Genomic DNA, 21190 nt, shown 5'->3' on the forward strand with positions numbered 1-21190 from the left:
AAACCAGCATAAAACCGCGAGTCACGTCACATTTGCAGTCATAAACATCGCTTGTTAAGGTGTCCTCAGATTAATTTGATGACGAGGAAATACACCATGAAAAAGATTAACTTCATTCTGCTTTCTGTCCTGACCGTAACATCTGGCTCCGCACTGGCGATGGGCGCATCTATTGAGCAGGGTAAAAACTTCACCAACTTAAATATCGAAATGGGCAAATCCACCTCCGGTATTTATGCTGAAAGTAACTGGCTCAAAAATACCGATGACGGTACTCAGACGGGTGGTGTGGGTGCAGGTTATAACCTGGAAGTGGGTCCGGTAATGCTGAATGCAGGTGCGAAAGCCCTCTATCTCGGCCCGAAAAAAGGCGATAACGGTGTCGCATTCCCTGTCGGCGGTGGTGTAAACGTGGCTCTGACCGACAGCATTAACGTCTTCGGCGAAGGTTATGTAGCGCCTAACGGCCTGAACAACAGCGTGAAAAACTACGTCGAAGCCAATGGCGGCGTGAGCTGGACGCCAGTTAAACCGGTTACGCTGAAAGTGGGCTATCGCCACGTAAGCGTTGACGGCAAAGACGGTCGTCCAAACCACACCCTGATTGACGGTGCCTACGTCGGCGGCGGCGTAAGCTTCTAAGGCTTGCGAACAAAACAAAAAACCTGCCCCAGGGCAGGTTTTTTTATATGAGAGATTCGCTAACGCTGAACCTGCAAAATCTCCTGCGATTCCTGATTGGCACTCACCTCCTGCGGCGTTAACCACAGCGGCTTCCTGCCAAAGGTTTCGTACATTTTCAGCTGATCGTCATAATGCTTATCCGGCGTCCCATCCGGGGCCACAAACCCGCTTTGACCGGGCGCAACCACGTCCCACGCCAGCACCGGGCTTGCTCCCGATTGAGGGGAGAAGACAATCATGTCGTTTTCCGTTCCCCGGTTCTGATATTCGGCCTGATGACGCGCCTCTTTCGCCGCCGCCTGCGGCACGCCAAAGAAGTTGTTCGCGCGGAAGGTCAGCGCCATGGCAGGTGTTTCCCAGGCGTTGATATCCGTGCCGTAGCGCGACGAAAGCGTCTGCCACGCATCCTGCAGGGCCGCGAGGACGACCGTCTCCTGCGACTGTCCGGCAAAGAGATCGACCTCCTGTGGGATCGCCGATTTCTCCCCCTCCAGCGCTTCGAACAGGATCTTGGCCCCGACGCTGATGTTCAGCGAGCCGGTCGGCCCGTCCTGCGTCGTTTCATAGCCGCTGGCGCTGTACCAGGTGTTAAAGGGTGCCGGTACGGCGGCAACCAACGTGCGCTTCAGCATACTGGTCAGCCAGGCATTGAGAATGGCGGAACCGGGCTGATCATAGGTTTTCCCGTCGTCGCGTAAGCGATTTTGACCGTCCCAGCTCGTCAGCTTTTGCACCAGCTGCTGGCGGGGATCGCTTTGCGGCAAACTGGCCGCCGCTTTTTGCAGGGCAGGCAGGAACAGACGCAGGTTCAGATCCTGACGGCTGGTTTTTTGGATCAATCCCCAGGCTTGTTCGTAGGTCAGCGTGGGCTGTTTATCGATAAGCTGCGTGATTTCAGTGACGCGATCCGCCCCGCCCCATAAGAACGCGAACAGATCCGAGGCCGGATAATCTTTCTGCGGAGCGTTGTTCCAGTTAGCGATATACCCCGACTGCGGGTTATATACCTTCGGATTGAGATCAAACGACAGCAGCCCCTGCCAGTCCCACTTTCCGGTGCCAGGCACTGGCAGGCGCGGATCGTGCCCCGGCTGGCGTTTCGGATATGCGCCCCCATGAACGTAACCGATGTTGCCGTCGATATCCGCGTAATACCAGTTGATAGTGAGCGCCTGCTTCGCCGCCTGCGCCGTCCAGCTCGGCCAGTCTTTAGCCTTCATCTGGTGCGTCCACGCCAGCAGGGAGGCCACCTCTTTCCCCTCCCATGCGCGCGCTTTGGCGTAGGCGGTGTGTGTCGTCGGATCGACGTTGATCACATTGCCGTGAACGGTTCGCCAGACGGTAAACGTCTCCGGCTGCCCGTCTTTCACGGCGATCGTCTCTTCGCGACGCTGCATTTTGATCCACTCGCCGTTATGCAGATATTCACCCGGTTTGCTCTCGGAGGTCTGCTCCGCAAAGATATCCACATCGTCGCCGAATCCCGCCGTCGCGCCCCATGAAATGGTCCCGTTGTGGCCGAATACCAGCCCCGGATAGGCAAACGGCGTGTTGCCGGTCACGTCATAACCCGCGCCGTGCAGCCCAATGCCATAGGTATACGCCGGGGCGTACCAGCCAAACTGCGGGCCGTTGACCATAATCGCTTTCGCGTCCTGCGCCTTTTTCTTGCCAATCACCCACATATTGCTGGTGGTCGGGTAACCCGCCAGGCCGTTGGCCCCGCTACGGGCAAACTGGGCGGCGATCGTTTCGCGGTTTTGCCCGGCGGTGAGTGCCAGCAGTGCGCCATCCCTGCCTTTCGCCGGTCGGTCGAGCATCGGTGCGGGAAGATCGTAGCGCGGGAGCAGCGCGGCGGTTTGGCTGTTTTTCAGAACGACAGTGATTGGATAGCGACTCTCCTGCGCGGCGATGGTGGTCGGCGCCGCCGGATTCACCAGCCATTTCAGCTGGTTAAACACCCCCATCCCTTTTTGCGAGCCGTATCTATCTTTTAACGCCGTGAGAAGCGCCAGGTTGTCGATTTCACTGGTGCTGTCGGAGAAACGGTTGGCCATCGTGCCGACAAAAACCATCGCCACATCAAAGGGCTGCCAGTGCCCAGGCTTAAAACCAAACTCGGTAAATTGCGCAGGCAGACGTTTACCCGGCTCGGCGTTCACTTTATCAATCCAGGCGTTCATGCCGTCGGCATAACCCTGAAGGATCGCTTTGTCATCGGCGGAGAGCGCGGCGATCTGCGCGTGAATCGACGCCGGCCAGTAGTTCTGGCGGATATCCTTATCAAAACTCACAAAAGATTTTCCGAGCACTTCAGACACCGTGCCCTGGGTGCTGCGACGGGCCATCTCCATCTGGAACAGGCGATCCTGCGCCACCACATAGCCGTAACCGTAAAAAAGACGATAGGTATCATCGGCGTAGATATGTGGCATGCCGTAGCTATCGCGAACGATCTTGACCTCTGTCGGGGCGGTATTCGCCAGCGCCGCGAGGCTCCAGCTTAGCGTCAGGGAAGCCACAACACAGTTCACGATCATACGATTTGTATTTTTCATTGTATCCTCTTGCAGGTGTATGATTTTCGATTTGATACTAGCAAGAGGCGAATTGTTATCCAGAACAGCCAGTTTGTTTCACTGCGAACTGTGAGTCTGGTAACTAATTCATGATACGAATATATTCATTATGTGATATCAGGCGAATCACAATCATTTGTTGATTGCAAAAAAAGGGCGGCTCGTAAGCCACCCTGTTTACTGCTGTGAAATCGGTTAGCGGCGGACGACCACCAGCTTCTGATTCACAAACTCTTTAATGCCCAGATCCGACAGCTCGCGACCGTAGCCGGAGCGCTTCACGCCACCGAACGGCAGTTCAGCCGCCGTGTCAGTCAGCCAGTTGATGTAGACCATCCCGGTTTCGATTCGCGAGGCCATTTTCTTCGCACGCTCAATGTCCTGGCTGAACACCGCTCCGCCCAGCCCGTAGTTCGAGTCGTTCGCCAGGCTCACCGCTTCGTCGTCGTTTTTGACGACATAGAACTGCGCCACTGGCCCGAAGAACTCTTCAAAATAGGCCGGATTCTCACGGGAGATATGGGTCAGGATTGTCGGCTCAAAGAAGTTGCCGTCGCGCTGCACCGGCTTGCCGCCCACGTGCACTTTCGCGCCGTTTTTCACCGCCTCGTTAACCTGTTTGGTTAACGTCTCCAGCGCATCTTTCGACGACAGCGGCCCCAAAGTGGTGCTCTCAGCCAGCGGATCGCCGATTTTGACCTCGCGGAACGCCTCGGTGAAAGCCGTCAGGAACTGATCGGCCACTTTTTCATGGACGATAAAACGTTTCGCGGCGGTACACACCTGCCCGGCGTTGTTGAGTCGGGCATTGACGCCGATCTTCACCGCTTTCTTGAGATCCGCATCGTCGAGCACGATAAACACGTCGTTACCGCCCAGTTCGAGGGTCGATTTTTTGATGTGCTTCGCCGCCTGCGCTGCGACCACGCTCCCGGCCTTCTCAGACCCGGTCAGGGCTGCACCCTGCACGCGCGGATCGGCAATGATCTTCGCGACCTGATCCTGCGAGATAAAGAGGTTCGTCCAGGCGCCGTCCGGCGCACCGGCTTCACGCACCAGATGGGCGAACGCCTCCGCGCAGTGCGGCACGATGCTGGCGTGTTTCGCCACCACAGGGTTGCCCGCTGCCAGGTTTGGCGCCAGCACACGCATCAACTGATAGAACGGGAAATTCCACGGCTCAACGGCCATCACCACGCCGATAGGATGGTGCTCCACCCAGGCGTCACCCAGTTCCGATTTGTACTTCACTGGGGCGAGAAACTGTTTCGCATTGTCTGCGTAATAGCGGGCGATTTGCGCGCAAAGCTTCACTTCCCCGCGGCTTTGCCCGATGAGTTTCCCCATCTCCTGACTGGCGATTTTTGCCAGCTCTTCGCTCCGGCTATCGATCAGATCCGCCAGCTTATGCAGCACCGGCAGACGCTGTTCGATAGCACCTTTCGCCCAGTCGGAATGGTAAAGGGCATCCGCCGTTTTTAGCGCCGCCTCGACATCAGCGTCGGTATGGGATTTGTACTCTTTAATGAGCTTGTTGTTAGCAGGATTCACTGTCTGGTAAGCCATGTAGGTCTCCTTAATTACCGCTTAGGGTATTAAGGGTAGTCAAAATGGCCGGGGGTGGGCGTAAAGTTGGGTATATACGGACGTTTCTTAGAAACATGTTGTAAAAAAGGCACATCACCCGATGTGCCTTACCTGTTTATTCGTCAAAAGAGCAGTAACCGCCTTTATGATGCGAGCCGGTCCCGCCGTGAGGGTGCTGTCCTTTTGGGCAGGCCAGTGCTGTAAATGAAGTCATCGTAAATAAAGCCAAAAACATTGCTACAATAATCTTTTTCATGTATTCCATCCGCGAAATTAATAATTCCTATTTATATTTCCCCGCATAAACAAACGGGAAGGGAAATTATACTCCCGGTGAATAGGGTTATTAATTAACGGATGTCGCAAATAGATTAACGATCGTGCTGCGCGATGAATTTTTTATGAAAAAGAGGAATACCCCGTTCAGAATGGCAGCGGCAAAACCGCAAAGCCACAACGCTCACCATTGACTTCCATCACAATTCCTCTGCGTCATTTCCCCCACTACCTTTGGGCTGCTCATCCTAACCCGTTGAAAATCCACATGCCCAACAACCATCCATTCGAAAAATACTATCGATAACCCATTTTATCCAATTGGATCTGCAATCACTCTCTCCACAGAATGTGTATAAACCTACGCATTCAGGAGTTCCCATGTCTATTTCCGTGATTAACAACACCCCGTATGAAGCCGTTGAAATCATTCAGGCTGCCAAACCCGGCTTTAAACCGCGCATCGCGTTTATCCTTGGCTCCGGCCTTGGCGCGCTGGCGGATAAGCTTGATAACAAAACCGTTATCTCTTACGAAAAACTGCCGGGCTTCCCGGTCAGCACCGTGATTGGTCACGCGGGTGAAGTGGTGATGGGTTCGCTGCACGGCGTGGATCTCATCTGCATGAAAGGACGCGGGCATTTCTATGAGGGCGTCGGGATGGGCATCATGACCCACGCGGTGCGCACCTTTAAGCTGCTCGGCTGCGAATTCATGTTCTGCACCAACGCCGCCGGTTCACTCAACCCGAACATCCCGGCAGGCAGCCTGGTGGCGCTCAATGACCACATCAACACCATGCCGTCCACGCCGCTGGTTGGGCCGAATGACGACCGTTTTGGGCCGCGCTTCTTTAGCCTCGCCAACGCCTACGACAACGATCTGCGCGCAAAACTGCACCACACAGCGGGTGATCTCAACATCACTCTGCACGAAGGCGTGTTCGTCTCCTACCCAGGGCCAAACTTCGAAACGGCGGCAGAAATCCGCATGATGCAGAACATGGGCGGCGATGTGGTCGGCATGTCGGTGGTGCCGGAAGTGATTGTCGCGCGCCACTGCGGCCTGAAAGTGCTGGCAGTCTCGGCCATCACCAACATGGCGGAAGGGCTGAGCGACGTGGAACTCTCCCACGAACAAACCCTGAAATGTGCGGCGATGGTCACCGACGATTTCATTCGCCTGATTAGCCAGTTCGTGAAGAACTGCCGCTAACTTCCCGTCCAGCGGCGGGCACGCGCCCGCCAGGAGAAATGCAGATGTCAGAAAATTACTCTCGCGGCAGTCTGAATGCGATTTCATATCTGAGCTACTACTTCGTTGGCGCGTTGGTCTCGACGCTGGGGATTGTCCTCGGCCCGCTGTGCGCCGCGTTCAATAAGGATCCGAGTTTCATCGGCCAGGTGTTTACCCTGATGAATATCGGCATGTTCGTGCCGATCATGCTCGGCGGCATTCTGATGAAAAAATGGGGTCTGCAAAAGCCGCTGGTGATCGCCGCCGCGCTGACGATCCTCATCAGCGCCCTACTGTTCGCCACCCCGACGCTGACCATGTTCAGCGTGGCGGTCGCCATTATCGGCGCCTGCGGCGGTATTTTTATGACCATCGGAAGCTACCTGGTGGTGCGCATCAATCCGGACGAAAAAAGCCGTTCATCGAGCCTGATCTTCACCGATTTCTTCTTCAGCCTGGCGGGCGCGACGCTCTCCTTCCTGCTGGCGTGGCTGTTTAAAATGGGTGCGAGCTGGATTGCCATGTACGGCATCATGGGCGGGCTGGGCGTGCTGATGCTGATCCTCACCCTGCGCAGCCGTTACCCAAGCACCGTTGCGCCAGAACCGGCGCATCAGGACACCACCCGCAAAGAGCCGTGGGGTCGTTCCGTCTGGCTGCTGTGCGGCGCGCTGTTCCTGTTCCTGCTGGCGGAGCCGATTTTCACCATGTGGACGCCAGGCTATCTGCAGTGGCGTTTCCAGATGCTGCCAGAACAGGCGGCGCTGTACACCACGGTCTACTGGGTGGCGAAAGCGACCGGACTGTTCCTCAATCAGTTCACCGTCAAATGGATGAAACTGCGCACCTTCCTGCTGATCTGCACCGCCGTCGGTCTGGTGGCGATTGCGCTTATCAGCAACAGCGCCAATACCACGCTGATTCTGATTGCCTGCGGCGCGTTCGGTTTCTTCAACTCCGGCCTGTTCTCCGGGCTGATGAGCTACGGTTCGCTGCAGGTCAGCCGCAGCTCCCCGACGCTTATCTCCGCGCTGCTCACCTGCGGCACCGTCGGCACGCTGCTGTTCGCCACTGTCTCGTCGCTGGTTAACAGCCGCTACGGCCTGCACGGCGCGGTGAATGCCTCAACCTGTGCCTACGCGCTGCTGATGGTGACGCTGCTGGCGGCCATCGCCTGCAGCAAGGCTGAACGCCTGCACCGGGGCGAGGCAGTCGCGGTTTGACAGGCTCCAGGGAGGGTTGCATGATATCGCCACCCTCCTTTTTCTCGGTGCCCGGTATGCTCGATTCACAGGCCAACAGCCGCATTCGCTTCCGGATGCTGCGCTATTTCCAGACCCTCGCCGATGAGCTGCATTTTGGGCGCGCTGCCGCCAGGCTGAATATCTCCCAACCGCCGCTGAGCATGCAAATCAAAGAGCTGGAAGAGCTGCTGGGCGTGGAGTTGTTTGAGCGTACCAGCCGCAAAGTGGTGCTGACTCACGCCGGAAAAGTGCTGAAAGCGGAAGTCGACCGTCTGCTCAGCGCCACCGAACAGTCCCTGAACTATGTGCGCCAGATTGGCCGCAGTGAAAAGCAGCACATCAATATCGGGGTGATTGGCAGCGCGATGTGGGGGCCGTTGCTGACGCGCATGAAAGCATTCCGCGAGGCCAATCCGGACGTCAACTGGACGCTGCACGAGCTGGGCCAGCAGGAACAGACCGAGGCCCTGCGGGCGCGCACCGTGGACATCGCCATCAACCGCAACGTGATCCCTCACGTCGAAGCCAAAATTCGCTGCCAGATGATTGCCCGTGAAGCGGTGTGCGTGGCGGTGCATGAGAGCGATCCGTTGTGTCGTCGCAGCAAAATATCCCTGAAAGATCTGGTTGATCGGGCGTTTATCTCCCTCTCTTTCACCCACAGCGACTTTGCCCGTCAGGTGTATGACAGCTGCCTCGCGCTGGGCGTCTCGCCGCTGGTGACGCATCAGGTCTTTGAACCGCAGACCGCGCTGGCGCTGGTCAGCACCGGTAATGGCGTATCGCTGTTACCCGAATCCTGCGCGCTGATCCACTGGCCGGGCGTGGTGTTCCTGAAACTTACCGAAACCATCCCCGCCGATCTCTACGCGCTGTGGTACGACGAGCCGCTGCCGGATCTGTTCAGCCGTTTTCTGGCAGCCCTGCGCGACTGATCACACTTTTTTGCACTCCTCCCACGTTCCGCTCTATCCTTAACCCTATGGAAAAATTAGCTGAACTCAAACGCGCCAAGTTGTTGGCGCTGTCGCTGCTGCTGGTTGCCGCCGCGATTTTCATTGCCACGCTGTTTCTGCCGCAGACGATCTGGGTACGCGGCGCGAAGGCGATTGCCGAGGCGGCGATGGTCGGCGCGCTGGCGGACTGGTTCGCCGTGGTGGCCCTGTTCCGTCGGGTGCCGATCCCGTTTATCTCGCGCCATACGGCGATTATCCCGCGCAACAAAGATCGGATCGCCGACAATCTCGGCCTGTTCGTGCAGGAAAAATTTCTCGATACCCAGTCTTTAGTTGCGCTGATCCGCCGCTACGAACCCGCACAGATGATCGGTAACTGGTTCAGCCAACCGGATAACGCCCAGCGTGTCGGGCAGCATCTGATTCAGGTAATGGGCGGGTTCCTGGAACTGACGGACGACGGGCGCATTCAGCGCTTACTGAAACGCGCCGTACACAAAGCCATCGATAAGGTCGATTTTACGCAAACCAGCGCGGCGATGCTGGAGAGCATGACCAAAAACAACCGTCATCAGGTGCTGCTGGACGCGGTGATTAACCGGCTGATCACTCTGATACAGCGCGACAGTACGCGGGACTTTATCGCCGCGCAGATCGTTCACTGGCTCAAAACCGAACATCCGCGCAAAGCGATGATGCTGCCGACCGAGTGGCTCGGCGATCAAAGCGCCGAGCTGGTCTCCGATGCGGTGAACGCGATCCTCGACGATATCAGCCACGATCGCACGCACCAGATCCGCCAGGCGTTTGATCGCGCCACGCTGAAGCTTATCGACAACCTGAAAACCGATCCGGAGATGGCGAACAAAGCGGAGAACATCAAACACTACCTGAAGAATGACGAAGCGTTTAACCGCTATCTCGGCGAGATGTGGGCCGACCTGCGCGCGTGGCTGAAAGCCGATATGCAGAGCGACGACTCCCGCGTGAAGCAGCGCATCGCCAACGCCGGGCAGTGGTTCGGCGAAACGCTGGTGGCCGACGCCAGCCTGCGGGCCTCGCTGAACGAACATCTGGAGCAGGCGGCGCATCGCGTGGCACCGGATTTCGCGGCCTTCCTGACGCGCCATATCAGCGATACGGTGAAGGGCTGGGATGCAAAAGACATGTCACGACAGATCGAGCTGAATATCGGCAAGGACCTGCAGTTTATCCGCGTTAATGGCACGCTGGTCGGCGGAACTATCGGGTTGATTCTGTTTCTGCTGTCGCAAATTCCGGTGCTGCTCCCCCACTAAAAAATGGGGCAGAGCGCCCCATTTTGTTATGAGTTTACCGGTTGCGGCGCAGGCGAATCTCTCCCCGCCTCGCGCACACGAATCACTTCCGCCTCAAAGAATTCCCGGACCACGGTGACCGACAGTCCGATCACGATTTGCAGGTTCCTGCCATTACGAATCGTCCCTAACGCCCCCGCAGCTTTCAACGCATTATCATCCATCACACACGACGGATCGTGGATCACCAGCCGCAGGCGGGTCTGGCAGTTGCTGATGGTTTCAACGTTTTCCGCGCCGCCGACGCACTGCAGGATCGCAATCGCCTTCTCGCGATCGGGTTGTTTGCCCGCCGCCTTTTTATCGCGGTAATCCTGTTTCGAATAGAGACGCACCTCGTCTTCATCCTCGTTACGCCCCGGCGTCAGGATGTTGTATTTGAGGATCACGTAGCGGAAGACCATAAAGTTGATCGCCGCAAAACCAAAGCCGATGGCCAGATGGATCCAAATCAGGTCCGCGTGGTTTTGCGCGTAGAAGATCCAGTTGAACAGGATCATGTCGTTCATCCCGCCGCCCATAAAGCCCACCACCCCGGCCATGTACAGCGCCATGCACAGCACCGCGCCGATCAGCGCGTTGAGCAGATAAAGCACCGGCGAAATAAACAGATAGGTGAATTCGATCGGTTCGGTAATGCCCACGCTCATCGCGGTGATGATCGCCGGGATCACCAGAGCCGCCACTTTTTTCTTCTGGCTTTTCTTCGCCGTGGCGTAAATCGCCAGCCCGGCACCTAACGAGCAAAAGACGCTGATATTGCCGTAAAGGGAGTAGCCCGCCGCCGGAAACTGCTCGCGCAGCGGCACGGCAGAGGCCGCGTAGGTCGAGACGTTCTCGATCCAGTGGGTGTAGAGACCGCCATCCACCACCGCCGGGCCGAAGAAGAACGGGAAATAGACGAAACGGTGTAGCCCCGTCGGCACCAGAATACGCTCCACAAACGCAAACAGCCCCATTCCCAGCACGTCGGCTTCGATGTAGAACGTTTGCATGGCGTTGATGCCCAACTGCACTTTTGGCCACACCAGACAGGTGAGCCACGCCAGTGGGATCATCAGGAAGAAGGCGATAATGAACACCAGCGCCATCCCCTGGAAAATCGAAAAGTAGTCGTGGAGTTTTTTCTCGAAAAAGCGGTTGTGGATCCAGGTGACGATCCCGCCGACGATCAGGGAGAAGACGATACTGGTATCCAGCGTTTTGATGCCGCCCACCAGCGCCAGCCCGCTCTGCCCGCCCACTTCCTGGCTGAAGTTGACGCCAAAATCAGCACCCCAGAAGGTGAGCATCCCGTTGGTAAAATAGTTAAACGCCATGTAGGAGAAAAAGGCCACCAGCGCCGCGCGCGCCTGGGCGGATTTCGCCAGGCCAATCGGCAGGGCCATACAGAACAGCAGCGGGAAGTTGCGGAAAATCGTCCAGCCGCCGGACTTCAGAATCGTCATTACCTTGTAAAAAGTCGCGTCCGGATGGGCCAGATCGCCCATGATATCGGGCATGGTGAGGATGTTGGTGACGGCCAGCAGCAACCCTGTGAACGGCAGGAATGCTATCGGGACCGCCATCGCGCCGCCAAACGTCTGGAAGGCGCCCATGATGTTGAGTTTTTTCATTTATTATTATCTCCAGCTATCCGCTCTCGCGGGTCAGGTCACAGAGGTTTTGCCAGGCCAGTCACCCTGCTCCCTCTCCAGCAGGAGCAGCATCGTTAACGCCTGAGCGTAGGGAACGGGGGCCATCGCGATATCGCAGTAATACTGAATATCCCAGCCCAACATGGTGCCGCGTGAGGCTTCGAGGACAATGCCGCCCTCGTCTATGCGCGCCATTACGGCGTCAAACGCCCGCAGCGCGTAAACGCTGACGGAATCATCCAGAATGCCCATCCGAACGCCGCGCAGCATGCCGTAGGCAATCCCCGCCGTGGCGGAGGATTCCTGAGGTGAGAGCGGATCGTCGAGCACCGTGTGCCACATGCCGTTGTCAGCCTGGAGCGTGCACAGGGATCGCACCTGGCGTGCCGCCACCTGCGACAGATAGCGACGCACGCCGGTGTCCAGATGCCCGCCCATCAGTTCGATAAATTCAGGGATTGCCACGGTGATCCACGCGTTGCCGCGCGCCCAAAACGCCCCGGCAAAGTGGTGTTTATCGACAAACGTCCAGCCGTGATACCACAGCCCACTGGCCGGATCGCTGAGATAGCGGGTGTGCAGCAGAAACTGGTATCCCGCCTCGTCAATCAGGTCTCGACGCTTGAGCACAATCCCCGCCACGCCAAGGAAAAGGCAGGTCATAAACAGCGTGTCGTCCCAGAGTTGGCCGGTGTTGGGCTGCTCTTTCACCACGTGCTGGAAGCCGCCCTCTTCAGTTTTGGGCAGATCACGCAGCAGGGCGTCGGCCCAGTCGTTGACCGTTTTCAGCAGATCCTCACGCTGATGCTGCCCCGCCACCAGCGCCAGCACGATCATCGGTGCGGTGGTGTTGATCTGTATCTCCGGCAACCCTTTGGCGATCTGCGCCTCATACCATGCGAGGATCGACTGCTGCAGCGCCGCGTCCTGCTGGTGCGCGGCGTAACGCCAGAATCCGTAAAGCCCGACGCCGATTTCCCACTCCCACTCCTCAAAGTGGATCGCAAAACCGTCGCCAACGCCCACTTCATTCAAATTCTTCAGACGGCAAAACCCGCGCACCACGCGGTCCAGCGTGCTCATCCGTTCATCCTTGTTCATGCGTTTACGTCCTTGAAAATAATGCGTGGGGCAGTGCTGTGCAGAGCGGGAAACGTCGCGGCGAGATCGTGATTTTTCTCGATCGTCATTGCGCTCATTCTGGCGCTGAACGCCGCAAAAGCCACGTCGTCGCCGTAGCCCGCTTCCACGTACCACGCCACGTCGCGTCCCGCCGCGCGACACTCGGTTCCGGCCGTGAGTCCATGCTCAATGGTGTGCAGAGGAGCAGAGCAGATCACCGCCGCAAAAGCCTGACCGGCGCGAACGATACGAGCGTGCGTCGAGGCGATGACAAGATCAAAGGCATGTACCGACAGGTGAAGATGCGTCCACGGCAGGGCCTCTTCGTCAGCGATGTGCCAGCGCATCACAGCGCCGTTTTCCTGCTGCATGACATGCGGCATTACGCCGTTTCCCGCCCAGAATGAAGGCCGCTTTTCGCCGCCTGGCTCGGCTTCACCCGGATGATTAATCCAGATTTTGGCGTCAGGACGCGAAGCAAATTGCAGATCGAGCAGATGCTGCTGATGGCCTGGCTCCCCCGTGTGGTGATCGACGCAGGAGGACAAACTGACGCCCGGCGCTTTCCAGAGGCAAATATTCCCGCCGCCGCAGGTGTACCACGCGGCCAGTTCGCCTTCGCAGAGCGTGGCGTACTTCTCTGACTCGGCAGGCGGCACGTAGTCGCTGGCGCAGAACAACGGCAGCGAGGCGCATTTGCGGTTATAGCTGCCGCCACCCCAGGCCACCGCGCCGTAAGCCGACAGCTCGGTGAGCCTCCCTGCCAGCAGCTCTTTTTCGTAGACGCGGCCCATGGTTCCGGCGGCGACGCCGTTCTGGTAATGCAGCGAGCTTAATAGCATTAAGCGGTCAATGAGCTGACCTGCGCGGGTGCGAATCGCCTGGCTCTCGGCCAGCTGATACAGCGCGAACAGGCCAATATAATCAACGGGATAATAGGGCGCGGAGTTCCACTCGACGAAACCATGCTCGTCGATGGCGTCGAACCACTGCATCAGACGCGCTTCGGCAATCGCCTGCTGTTCGCGCCCGAAGCGGCCCGAGGCGATAAACTGTTCGTCCGGGAAAAACTGCCCCGCCAGATACTGGGCGGTGTGGAAACAGAGCGCGTGGTTTTCGCTCCAGAACCACATCACGTCGCAGCCCTGTTCGTCGAGCCAGTAGCGATAGCCCAGCAGAGTCGATTTCACCCGTCGCCAGAGGGCTGGCGGGAAATGCTCCCCCTGGTGATAGCGCCAGATCCACAGCAGCGGCACCAGCGAAAAATCAGAGCAGTCTTCGCGCGCACTGATGCGCTTGAGAGTGCTGTTCAGCAGGGTTTCACACTGAGGGCCGTATTCGTGCAGGTGCATCATCGCCAGCAGGCGGCAGGTGCGATCCATGCCATGCGCGGCGATATAGCGCAGCGCTTCCTGTTTGCGCCCTGCAAGGGTGGTGGCGCGGGCAAGCACCGGCGCATCGGGCATGACGTTGATGCCGACGTGACGCGTGAGTGTCACTTCACCGCGCTGGAGCGTCAGACGTAGCTGATAGTGCGCCTCACCGATATCCGCCGGTAACGGCAGGGCGATCGTCGTTTCTCCGGCGTTTAGCGCGCCAAAATCGAGGGTTCTCGGCGTAAAATTGTCGTTGCCCATGCCGCGCAGTTCACCGCAAAGCACAACCCCCGCAGGGACTGGCACACTGCCGTGCAGCCGCACGCAGTGGTCAATGGCCGCCAGTTCCGGTCGCAGCCCGCCCGCAAACTCACTCAGACAATCGACCGCAGCCCCCGACATGCCGGGCAGTGCCACGCCCAGGGGCGCGTCATCCAGATAGACCATCTGCAGAGCAAAAAGGGTGTCGCGCTCAAACAGCTCGTCGAGATGGATCAGCAGGCTATTTTTGCCCGCGTTCAGCGGCAGGCGTACCTCGACATGCTGCAGGGTATTGCGCGTAAACGGCGTATGGCAGAGGATTTCTGCTCCCTCAATCCATATCCGTACGCCGCCGCAGGTACCCACACGAAAAGAGAACTCCCCGGTGTATGGCGCGAAAAGATCAACCGTCAGCCAGCGCTGAAGGTGGAAAGGCAAATGGCGAAAATCAGAAAATGAAACGCTGTCGTTCTCACCGCTAAAAGTCACTTCTCGGCACGGCAGCGCCTGGGCGGGATCGACCGCGCGCCGGGCGTGCGTCTGGCGAAAGACGCGGCGGCAGAACGCCTCCGCTTTCGGGCCGGAGCCGTTGCGAAAGTGATAGTCTATTTCCGGGTCGATGGCTTCGCCGGTATAGAATTCAGCAAAGCGCTCTTCCTTTGCCGCGGAAAAGAGAAAACGCGTCAGCGCTTCGCCCTGTTTAAGTTGCCAGTCACCCTGTGACATATTTTCCTCGCCTTCATACGACTTATCGATTGCGGGCCAATCATCAGCGGGATTGCACTCTTCGGCGAGCAGCCAATAGTGGGGATTGGCCGGAACTGCCTGGCAACTCACAAAGCGAGCCACCACCGGGGAGACGACGTGACGACGATCACGCCTTACGTGAAATGAAAAAAGAGAATGTGACGATGGGCGCACAGCCATCGCGCCATGCGCGTGTCTTGCGCGACGTTCGTCACATTTTTGGCCGGTTTTAGCCCTTCAGCGCCTTAAGCTCCTCGCCCAGGCTATCGGCCAATGCCCGTACGCGTGAGGCATCAAACAGCACGTGCAATCCCGGCGAGGCGTCTGCGTGTTTCGCGCAGTAGTCTTCCATTTCTGACGCGCTGCGATACAGCTCCTGAATGTTGATCTGGCAGATCTCGCGCATGCTCCAGCTGTTTTCCACCTCACGGGCAAAGCGCAGAGTGAAGAAGGCTTTCTGAGCGTGCAGGAACAGGTGGCAGTAGAGCGCAAAGCCTTGCCACTCCTCCAGCCAGCGGTTTTTCAGGGCATACGGGAACGCGGCGATCTCCGCGAAACGCAGCGCGCGTTCACGTAAGCTCACAGAGGCGTCGCGGGCGTCATCTTTCTCTTTGGCGATGCGCGTCAGGCAGGCGGCGGATGTCTCCACATCGCTGGCGTCAAAGGAGATATCGCGCTCGGAGCCTGGCAGCCAGTGGTTGCGATTGAGCTGTCCGTAGAGGCTCCACACCGCCTGACCGTAGCTTTCCGGCACCTGGCTGTGGCGGTGAAACACGTGGTCGCGGACGTAAATCGCGTTATAGAGCACCTGTCCGGCCTGCTCCAGCAGGGCGGTGAACTGGTGAAACACCGGCGGTTCAGGGCGCCAGCCGTAGCTTTCGTCGAGCCAGTACGTCAGCAGCTGATCGCGCGACAAATGGGCGCCATCATTCGCCAGCATCCGGCTGCATGCCAGCAGATTACATTCGCTCAGGGTGCCCATGATCCAGTGGTTATCGACCCCTTCCCAGCTGGTTTTGCACACCGCGCCGCGAATCGCTGGATTGCTGCGACACCACAGCAGACGGCCCTGCAGCTCGTCGATGCGCGGGAACGGGAAAATCCCCCAGCCCACCTCTTCGCCCACCAGATCGATATCCGCCCACACTTCGCGCTCGCGGACTGCCAGCAGCGCCGGGTTATTCGGAAACGATGGCCAGAAGCGCTCGGGAGTCAGTTTGATGGAGACGCTAACGCTTTCGGGCAGCGGGCGGATCGCCTCCAGCACGTTGCCGAGATCGTGATTGCTCGCCGGGAACACGCGCAGCACCAGATGCTTGTTCTCTTTCTGCATCGTCCGGGAAAGCGCGCTGAAACAGCGGCTGTAGAGGGAAAAACTGCGCTCGTCACGCTCGGGAAGCCGGGCATTGTCTTGCCCCTGTAGCGCCCAGTTCGGGCGCGAAATGGGCAGCAGGCCGTCGGTATTGGAAATCGCCACCAGCAGGCCGCTCAGTGCCGGAATGCGCTGGCAAATCAGCGACACTTTCTCGCTCAGATACGCGCACCAGAAATCGACGTCAAAGCGCACGCCGTGCCCCGGCTCGAACAGATGCGGATGCGCCAGCAGCAGGTCGGTCGGGAAGTTGAACTCTTTGGCCTGCAGATAAAAACGCAGCCCTTTTTGCTGGCACAGTTTACCGAGTCGATTGAGATGGACGCAGCGGGCGCGCTGCTGGCTGGAGAGGCGATCGTTGTACTGAAGCGGGGTGTAGCCCTTGGGCGAAACCAGCATGTCGAACAGGTCCACCTGCCCGACAATCACGGTATTGAAATCATGCGCGACGGCGTAATCCACCAGCTCGCAGGCCTTATCCCAGTTCCAGTAAGCCTGATTATTTAGCTCCAGCGCCCTTGTCTGCCACATCTCCCTGCTCCTTTTGTCGCCCAATTGACCGGCCGACAGTCATAGCACAGAACGCAGAAAATAGGTGTGTCACGGTTCTCGAATGACGTAGCGGGTCGGCTCAAAAAGGTTCAGGAACAGATGCACCAGGAACACCAGCGTCAGCGTGGAGACCAGCGCCACCGTCACCGAGACGATGCGGTAGAGATCGCTGAACACCAGATCGCCGTCAGGATGCATGTTCTGACCAAACATAATGCCAATGGTGGTGATGCTGGCAAACCCGACGCCCGCGCCGACTTTTTCCATGACGTGCAGACGTGCGCCAAACGCCAGCCCGAGGCCAATCAGCGGCATCATCAGCAACATATGGCTGCTGTGATCGTAAAGCACCAGCTGCATTACCAGAATGTACAGACAGCCGAGGATCACCCCGACCACGCGCCACAGAGAGCTTATCACCGCGCCGCGATAGTTCATCGGGAAGAGGATCAGCACGCCCGCCATCAGCGCCGAGAGGGAATCGCTGAGATCGCTTATCTGAAAGACGACAAAAATCAGCGTTGCCACGGTACCGGAGAGCAGGGATTCGTGGCGCACGCGGGCAGCGTTTTTCTCAATCAGCGGCGGCGGCTTTCGCGGTTCGACATCCGGCAGCAGGTAGTTCATTAGCGCGCTTAAACAGACCGCCATGATGCTGGCCTCGACGTTTGAGAACAGCAGCGTGTGCCAGTTCGTGGTCGGGTAACTCATGAAATTGAGCATCACGCTCTGACACACCACCCCCATCGAGCCAAACAGGAACAGCGGCCCCTTACTCATAAACCGAAAACGCATCACGTAGAGGGCAAACACCACCAGCGTCATGATCAGCGGCCATTGTGAGAGATAGCCGATGATAATTACCATTTCGATGCAGTTCAGCGACGCGCTAAAAATAAACTGCTTCGCCACGTGGCGGTTAAACACCGGCACCAGGGACAGCAGCATGATCGGGTAGACGACGTAAAAGACGCCGTAGCTGGTGTTGTAAAACGTCGAAATGCTCAGCGCGATCATCCCGGCAAAGACGATGCGCAGGGTCTGGCGAAAGTCGTTCGCCGTGTAGACGATGTTGCCGTGCGGGGTAAAGACCCGCGCGAGCGTATTAATAGACATAATGCAGCAGGCTCACGAGGTGAATTTGCAGCCCGGAGAAGAAGCGGGCGAATGGCCCTTCGCTGTTGTACAGCTGCACCGTGGCGCGGGCGCCGGTTGGCAGGTGTTTTGGCAGCGTTTCGTCCAGCGCGATGTGAATGCGCATGCGTTGCGCGTCTCGCACCCAGCGGTTGGAGGTTTCAGGCTGAGATAATTCGCCGTTCACCGCCTCCTGTCCCGCCAAAATCCCGGCGTCACTACTGGTGACGTGCGCGCGGAAAACGCGGCCCGGGAAGGCGTCAAACACCACCGCAGCGTCGGTGCCCTGATGGGTATGGCGCAGGCTTTTCTCGCGGAAATCGGCGACGATATCAGTCTGGTTATTCACCAGCGCCAGCGCGGCAGAGCCTGACGAGGCGTAAAAACCGGGGCTAAGCTGCACGTTGCTCACGGTGCCGTCGGCCAGCGCGTAGACCTTCGTCCAGCTCAGGTTTAGCTCCGCCTCTTCCAGTGCGTTGCGATATTTTTGCAGCGTTACGTTGCGCTTCTCATCCCGCTCACCGCGCTCGATGCGCAGGTTATGGATATTAGCTTCCAGATTCGCCACCGACTGTTCGCTGCTCTGCCAGGTGGTGCGCACTTTATCCAGATCCGATTGCGAGACGTTCTGCAGGGTGCTCAGGCGCTGATAGCGGTCAAAAGTGACTTTATCGTTGCGGGCGGTCAGCTGCGCCGTTTTCAGATTGGCCTGCGCGGCGACAATCTGCGCGTCCAGCTGCTGGTTAGCGAGCCGGGCCTGTTCCAGAGCGATCTGGGCGGCTTCGACCTTATTGCGAAACGGCGTCGGGTCGAGTTCAAACAGCACATCGCCTTTTTTAACCTGGCTGTTGTTGTGGACGTACACCGCTGCGACGTTGCCGGAAACGCGCGCGGAAACCGGCGTCACCACACGCATCACGGTGGAGTCCGGCGTCAGCGGGATCCAGATATCCGCGACGATAAAATAGACAAACATCAGCAGGAAAGAGGCAATACTCACCCTAACCCAGCGGGCAAACTTTTGTTCAGGAGTCATTATTTTTAGATCTTGTTGTCTTCTTCGCGGATTGACCGCAAATTGCAGGCGATTTGATTTAATGTTGCGCAGAAAATCTCAAGATGTTCTGGCGCGATATTATACGACACACGTTGCTGAAAATTTTCGACCACCTGGGTGAGCGTTTTCAGGACCGCGTGACCTTCCGGCGTGAGGGTGAGCAAGCGGATGCGCTTGTCATAAGGTGATACCGTGCGCAGCAGATAACCCTGCTTTTCCAGCTGAGCCAGGGTGCGCATCAACGGCGGCAGTTCGATACCCTGCACTTCCGCCAGTTCGCTGACCGAGACGTTATCGCCAAGCGATTTGAGCTGCATCATTACCGTCCAGCTCGACTGGGTGAGTCCCGTATCGAGAATGGCATCATCAATAACCGCGCGCCATTGACGCACAATCATCGCCATCCGCATGCCCATCGGCCTGCGGCAAAACAGATCATCTTCGCTCACGGAAACCCCCTCTCATCACCGTAAGCAAGATAATAGTTATCAGGGTAACTATCAAGAAACGAGAGGGGAAAGAGCAGGAATTGCGAATTCATAGGCCGGTGGGCAGGCGCCCACCGGGCGGGGTTTTATTCAATCATCGTTTTAGGCTCCATAAACGCGCTGATCCCCCACGCGCCCATCTCGCGGCCTACGCCCGAGTGTTTGAATCCGCCGAAAGGTGCTTTCGGTTCGTGGGCGAGCGTATTAACCAGTACCCGGCCAGCCTCAATTTGTTGTGCAACGCCACGCGCACGCTCGCCGCCCAGCACCAGCGCGCTCAGGCCATAATCCGTATCGTTGGCAATGGCGATGGCTTCGGCCTCATCGCGATAGGCGATAATCGACAGCACCGGGCCAAAAATCTCCTCGCGGGCGATGGTCATTTGGTTATCGACATCCGTAAACAGCGTCGGACGGACAAACCAGCCGTTTTGTGTGCCCTCCGGACGCCCTTCGCCCCCTGCCAGCAGACGCGCCCCCTCTTCTGTACCTTTGCGGATGTAACCCTGCACGCGCCGCCACTGTTTTTCGCTGACCATCGGCCCCACTTCCGTCGCCGGGTCACGCGGATCGCCCGATTTTACTGCCGCCATCGCCTGCGCCAGCGCCGCTTCGCATTCCGCTTTGCGCGAGAGTGGTACCAGAATACGCGTTCCGGCCACGCACGCCTGGCCGCTGTTCATCAGGCCAGCCTGGATTGCCAGCGGAACCGCCTGGCTTAAATTGGCGTCTTCCAGCACGATCGTCGGCGATTTACCGCCTAACTCCAGCGTTACGCGCTTAAAGCTCTCAGCGGCGTTGCACAGAATCGCTTTGCCGGTGGCGGTTGAACCGGTAAACGATATTTTTGCCACGTCCGGATGACGGCTGATAGTCTCCCCCACCGTCTCGCCGCGCCCGGTGACAATGTTAAACACGCCCGGCGGTAATCCGGCTTCGCTCAGGGCTTCGGTGATAATCTGCGTCTGCCATGCGCTCATTTCGCTCGGTTTGATCACTGCCGTACAGCCCGCCGCCAGCGATGCCGCCAGCTTGCCGCAGATAAACCCTGCATCGCTGTTCCACGGCGTGATAAGCCCCGCCACGCCAAGCGGCACCATCTGTACCGTGGCGGCGCCGACCTCGGTCGTGAATTCAAACGCCGTCAGCGCGTCGATGGCCTGGGCTATCACCTCTGCCGGATAACTCGCCATCCACGCCGATCGCGACGCCGGAGCACCGTACTCTTCGATAATCGCCTCCAGCAAATCGTCATGACGCGCCGCGACTGCCGCATGCATCCGTTTGAGGGCAGCAATGCGCGCCTCGCGTGTGGTCCTCGCCCATGCCGGAAACGCAGCCTTGGCCGCGCTGATGGCGCGTTCCGCGTCGAGTTCATCCGCAAGCCGGACCTGCCCGAACACCTGTGCGGTCGCCGGGTTGTAGAGATCAAAACGCTCTGTGCCGTGCGGTGTGACAAATTCACCATTGATAAAAATCCGATCGATATGACGCATAACACCTCCTCAGGCTGGAAGAGCCCAGTCTGGCACGCCTTTTACGTTT

General features: G+C 58.1%; 16 protein-coding genes. 5 read left to right on the forward strand and 11 right to left on the reverse strand.

What is annotated here, in order from left to right:
• Nucleotides 1–96 precede the first annotated feature (96 nt).
• A complete protein-coding gene (locus tag F153LOC_RS10965; RefSeq protein WP_100777764.1) occupies nucleotides 97–642 on the forward strand; it encodes a YfaZ family outer membrane protein in 546 nt (181 codons plus the stop codon).
• Between the two features lie 59 nt (nucleotides 643–701).
• Here F153LOC_RS10965 and F153LOC_RS10970 read toward each other — a convergent pair whose 3' ends face one another.
• From F153LOC_RS10970 to F153LOC_RS21685, 3 genes are all read right to left on the reverse strand, one after another.
• A complete protein-coding gene (locus F153LOC_RS10970; protein WP_102104530.1) occupies nucleotides 702–3242 on the reverse strand; it encodes a penicillin acylase family protein in 2541 nt (846 codons plus the stop codon).
• Between the two features lie 216 nt (nucleotides 3243–3458).
• Nucleotides 3459–4829: an NAD-dependent succinate-semialdehyde dehydrogenase gene (locus F153LOC_RS10975; protein WP_102104529.1), complete on the reverse strand. Its 1371-nt coding sequence runs from the start codon at nucleotides 4827–4829 to the stop codon at nucleotides 3459–3461.
• Nucleotides 4830–4965: 136 nt separating this feature from the next.
• Entirely contained in the window at nucleotides 4966–5106 is a 141-nt protein-coding gene (locus F153LOC_RS21685; RefSeq protein ID WP_164971804.1) for a hypothetical protein, read from the reverse strand.
• A gap of 401 nt (nucleotides 5107–5507) precedes the next feature.
• Here F153LOC_RS21685 and xapA point away from each other — a divergent pair, with 401 nt between their 5' ends.
• The 4 genes from xapA to F153LOC_RS10995 are packed head-to-tail and all read left to right on the forward strand — an operon-like array spanning nucleotide 5508 to nucleotide 9860.
• Complete coding sequence (gene xapA, locus F153LOC_RS10980) at nucleotides 5508–6341, forward strand: xanthosine phosphorylase (RefSeq protein ID WP_102104528.1); 834 nt, start codon at nucleotides 5508–5510, stop codon at nucleotides 6339–6341.
• 44 nt (nucleotides 6342–6385) lie between these two features.
• Nucleotides 6386–7585 (forward strand): MFS transporter TsgA, encoded by a 1200-nt coding sequence (gene tsgA, locus F153LOC_RS10985; RefSeq protein WP_102104527.1) that lies wholly within the window; start codon nucleotides 6386–6388, stop codon nucleotides 7583–7585.
• A 20-nt stretch (nucleotides 7586–7605) separates the two neighbouring features.
• Nucleotides 7606–8541: a LysR family transcriptional regulator gene (locus tag F153LOC_RS10990; protein ID WP_233210362.1), complete on the forward strand. Its 936-nt coding sequence runs from the start codon at nucleotides 7606–7608 to the stop codon at nucleotides 8539–8541.
• Between the two features lie 47 nt (nucleotides 8542–8588).
• Entirely contained in the window at nucleotides 8589–9860 is a 1272-nt protein-coding gene (locus F153LOC_RS10995) for a DUF445 domain-containing protein (protein ID WP_102104526.1), read from the forward strand.
• A 26-nt stretch (nucleotides 9861–9886) separates the two neighbouring features.
• On the opposite strand, the gene F153LOC_RS11000 is transcribed toward F153LOC_RS10995, so the two are convergent.
• The 8 genes from F153LOC_RS11000 to F153LOC_RS11035 form a co-directional block, all read right to left on the reverse strand.
• The gene (locus F153LOC_RS11000) at nucleotides 9887–11515 is read right to left on the reverse strand and encodes an alpha-glucoside-specific PTS transporter subunit IIBC (RefSeq protein ID WP_102104525.1); all 1629 of its coding nucleotides are present in this window, start codon (nucleotides 11513–11515) and stop codon (nucleotides 9887–9889) included.
• A 33-nt stretch (nucleotides 11516–11548) separates the two neighbouring features.
• Entirely contained in the window at nucleotides 11549–12637 is a 1089-nt protein-coding gene (locus F153LOC_RS11005) for a glycoside hydrolase family 105 protein (RefSeq protein ID WP_102104524.1), read from the reverse strand.
• On the reverse strand, nucleotides 12634–15021 hold the full coding sequence (locus tag F153LOC_RS11010) for a hypothetical protein (RefSeq protein ID WP_102104523.1): 2388 nt from the start codon (nucleotides 15019–15021) through the stop codon (nucleotides 12634–12636). Before F153LOC_RS11010 ends, F153LOC_RS11005 begins: the two co-directional genes overlap by 4 nt.
• A 250-nt stretch (nucleotides 15022–15271) precedes the next feature.
• Entirely contained in the window at nucleotides 15272–16945 is a 1674-nt protein-coding gene (locus F153LOC_RS11015) for a hypothetical protein (RefSeq protein WP_102104522.1), read from the reverse strand.
• Nucleotides 16946–17014: 69 nt separating this feature from the next.
• The gene (locus F153LOC_RS11020) at nucleotides 17015–18082 is read right to left on the reverse strand and encodes a DUF2955 domain-containing protein (protein WP_100777774.1); all 1068 of its coding nucleotides are present in this window, start codon (nucleotides 18080–18082) and stop codon (nucleotides 17015–17017) included.
• Nucleotides 18072–19139, reverse strand: coding sequence for an HlyD family secretion protein (locus tag F153LOC_RS11025; protein ID WP_100777775.1), 1068 nt, complete (start codon nucleotides 19137–19139; stop codon nucleotides 18072–18074). The genes F153LOC_RS11020 and F153LOC_RS11025 overlap by 11 nt, the downstream gene beginning before the upstream one ends.
• A gap of 2 nt (nucleotides 19140–19141) precedes the next feature.
• The gene (locus tag F153LOC_RS11030; RefSeq protein ID WP_102104521.1) at nucleotides 19142–19606 is read right to left on the reverse strand and encodes a MarR family winged helix-turn-helix transcriptional regulator; all 465 of its coding nucleotides are present in this window, start codon (nucleotides 19604–19606) and stop codon (nucleotides 19142–19144) included.
• 125 nt (nucleotides 19607–19731) lie between these two features.
• On the reverse strand, nucleotides 19732–21141 hold the full coding sequence (locus F153LOC_RS11035; protein ID WP_102104520.1) for an aldehyde dehydrogenase family protein: 1410 nt from the start codon (nucleotides 21139–21141) through the stop codon (nucleotides 19732–19734).
• Nucleotides 21142–21190 lie beyond the last annotated feature (49 nt).

This window comes from Lelliottia sp. F153, assembly GCF_002870005.1.
Classification (GTDB): domain Bacteria; phylum Pseudomonadota; class Gammaproteobacteria; order Enterobacterales; family Enterobacteriaceae; genus Enterobacter; species Enterobacter nimipressuralis.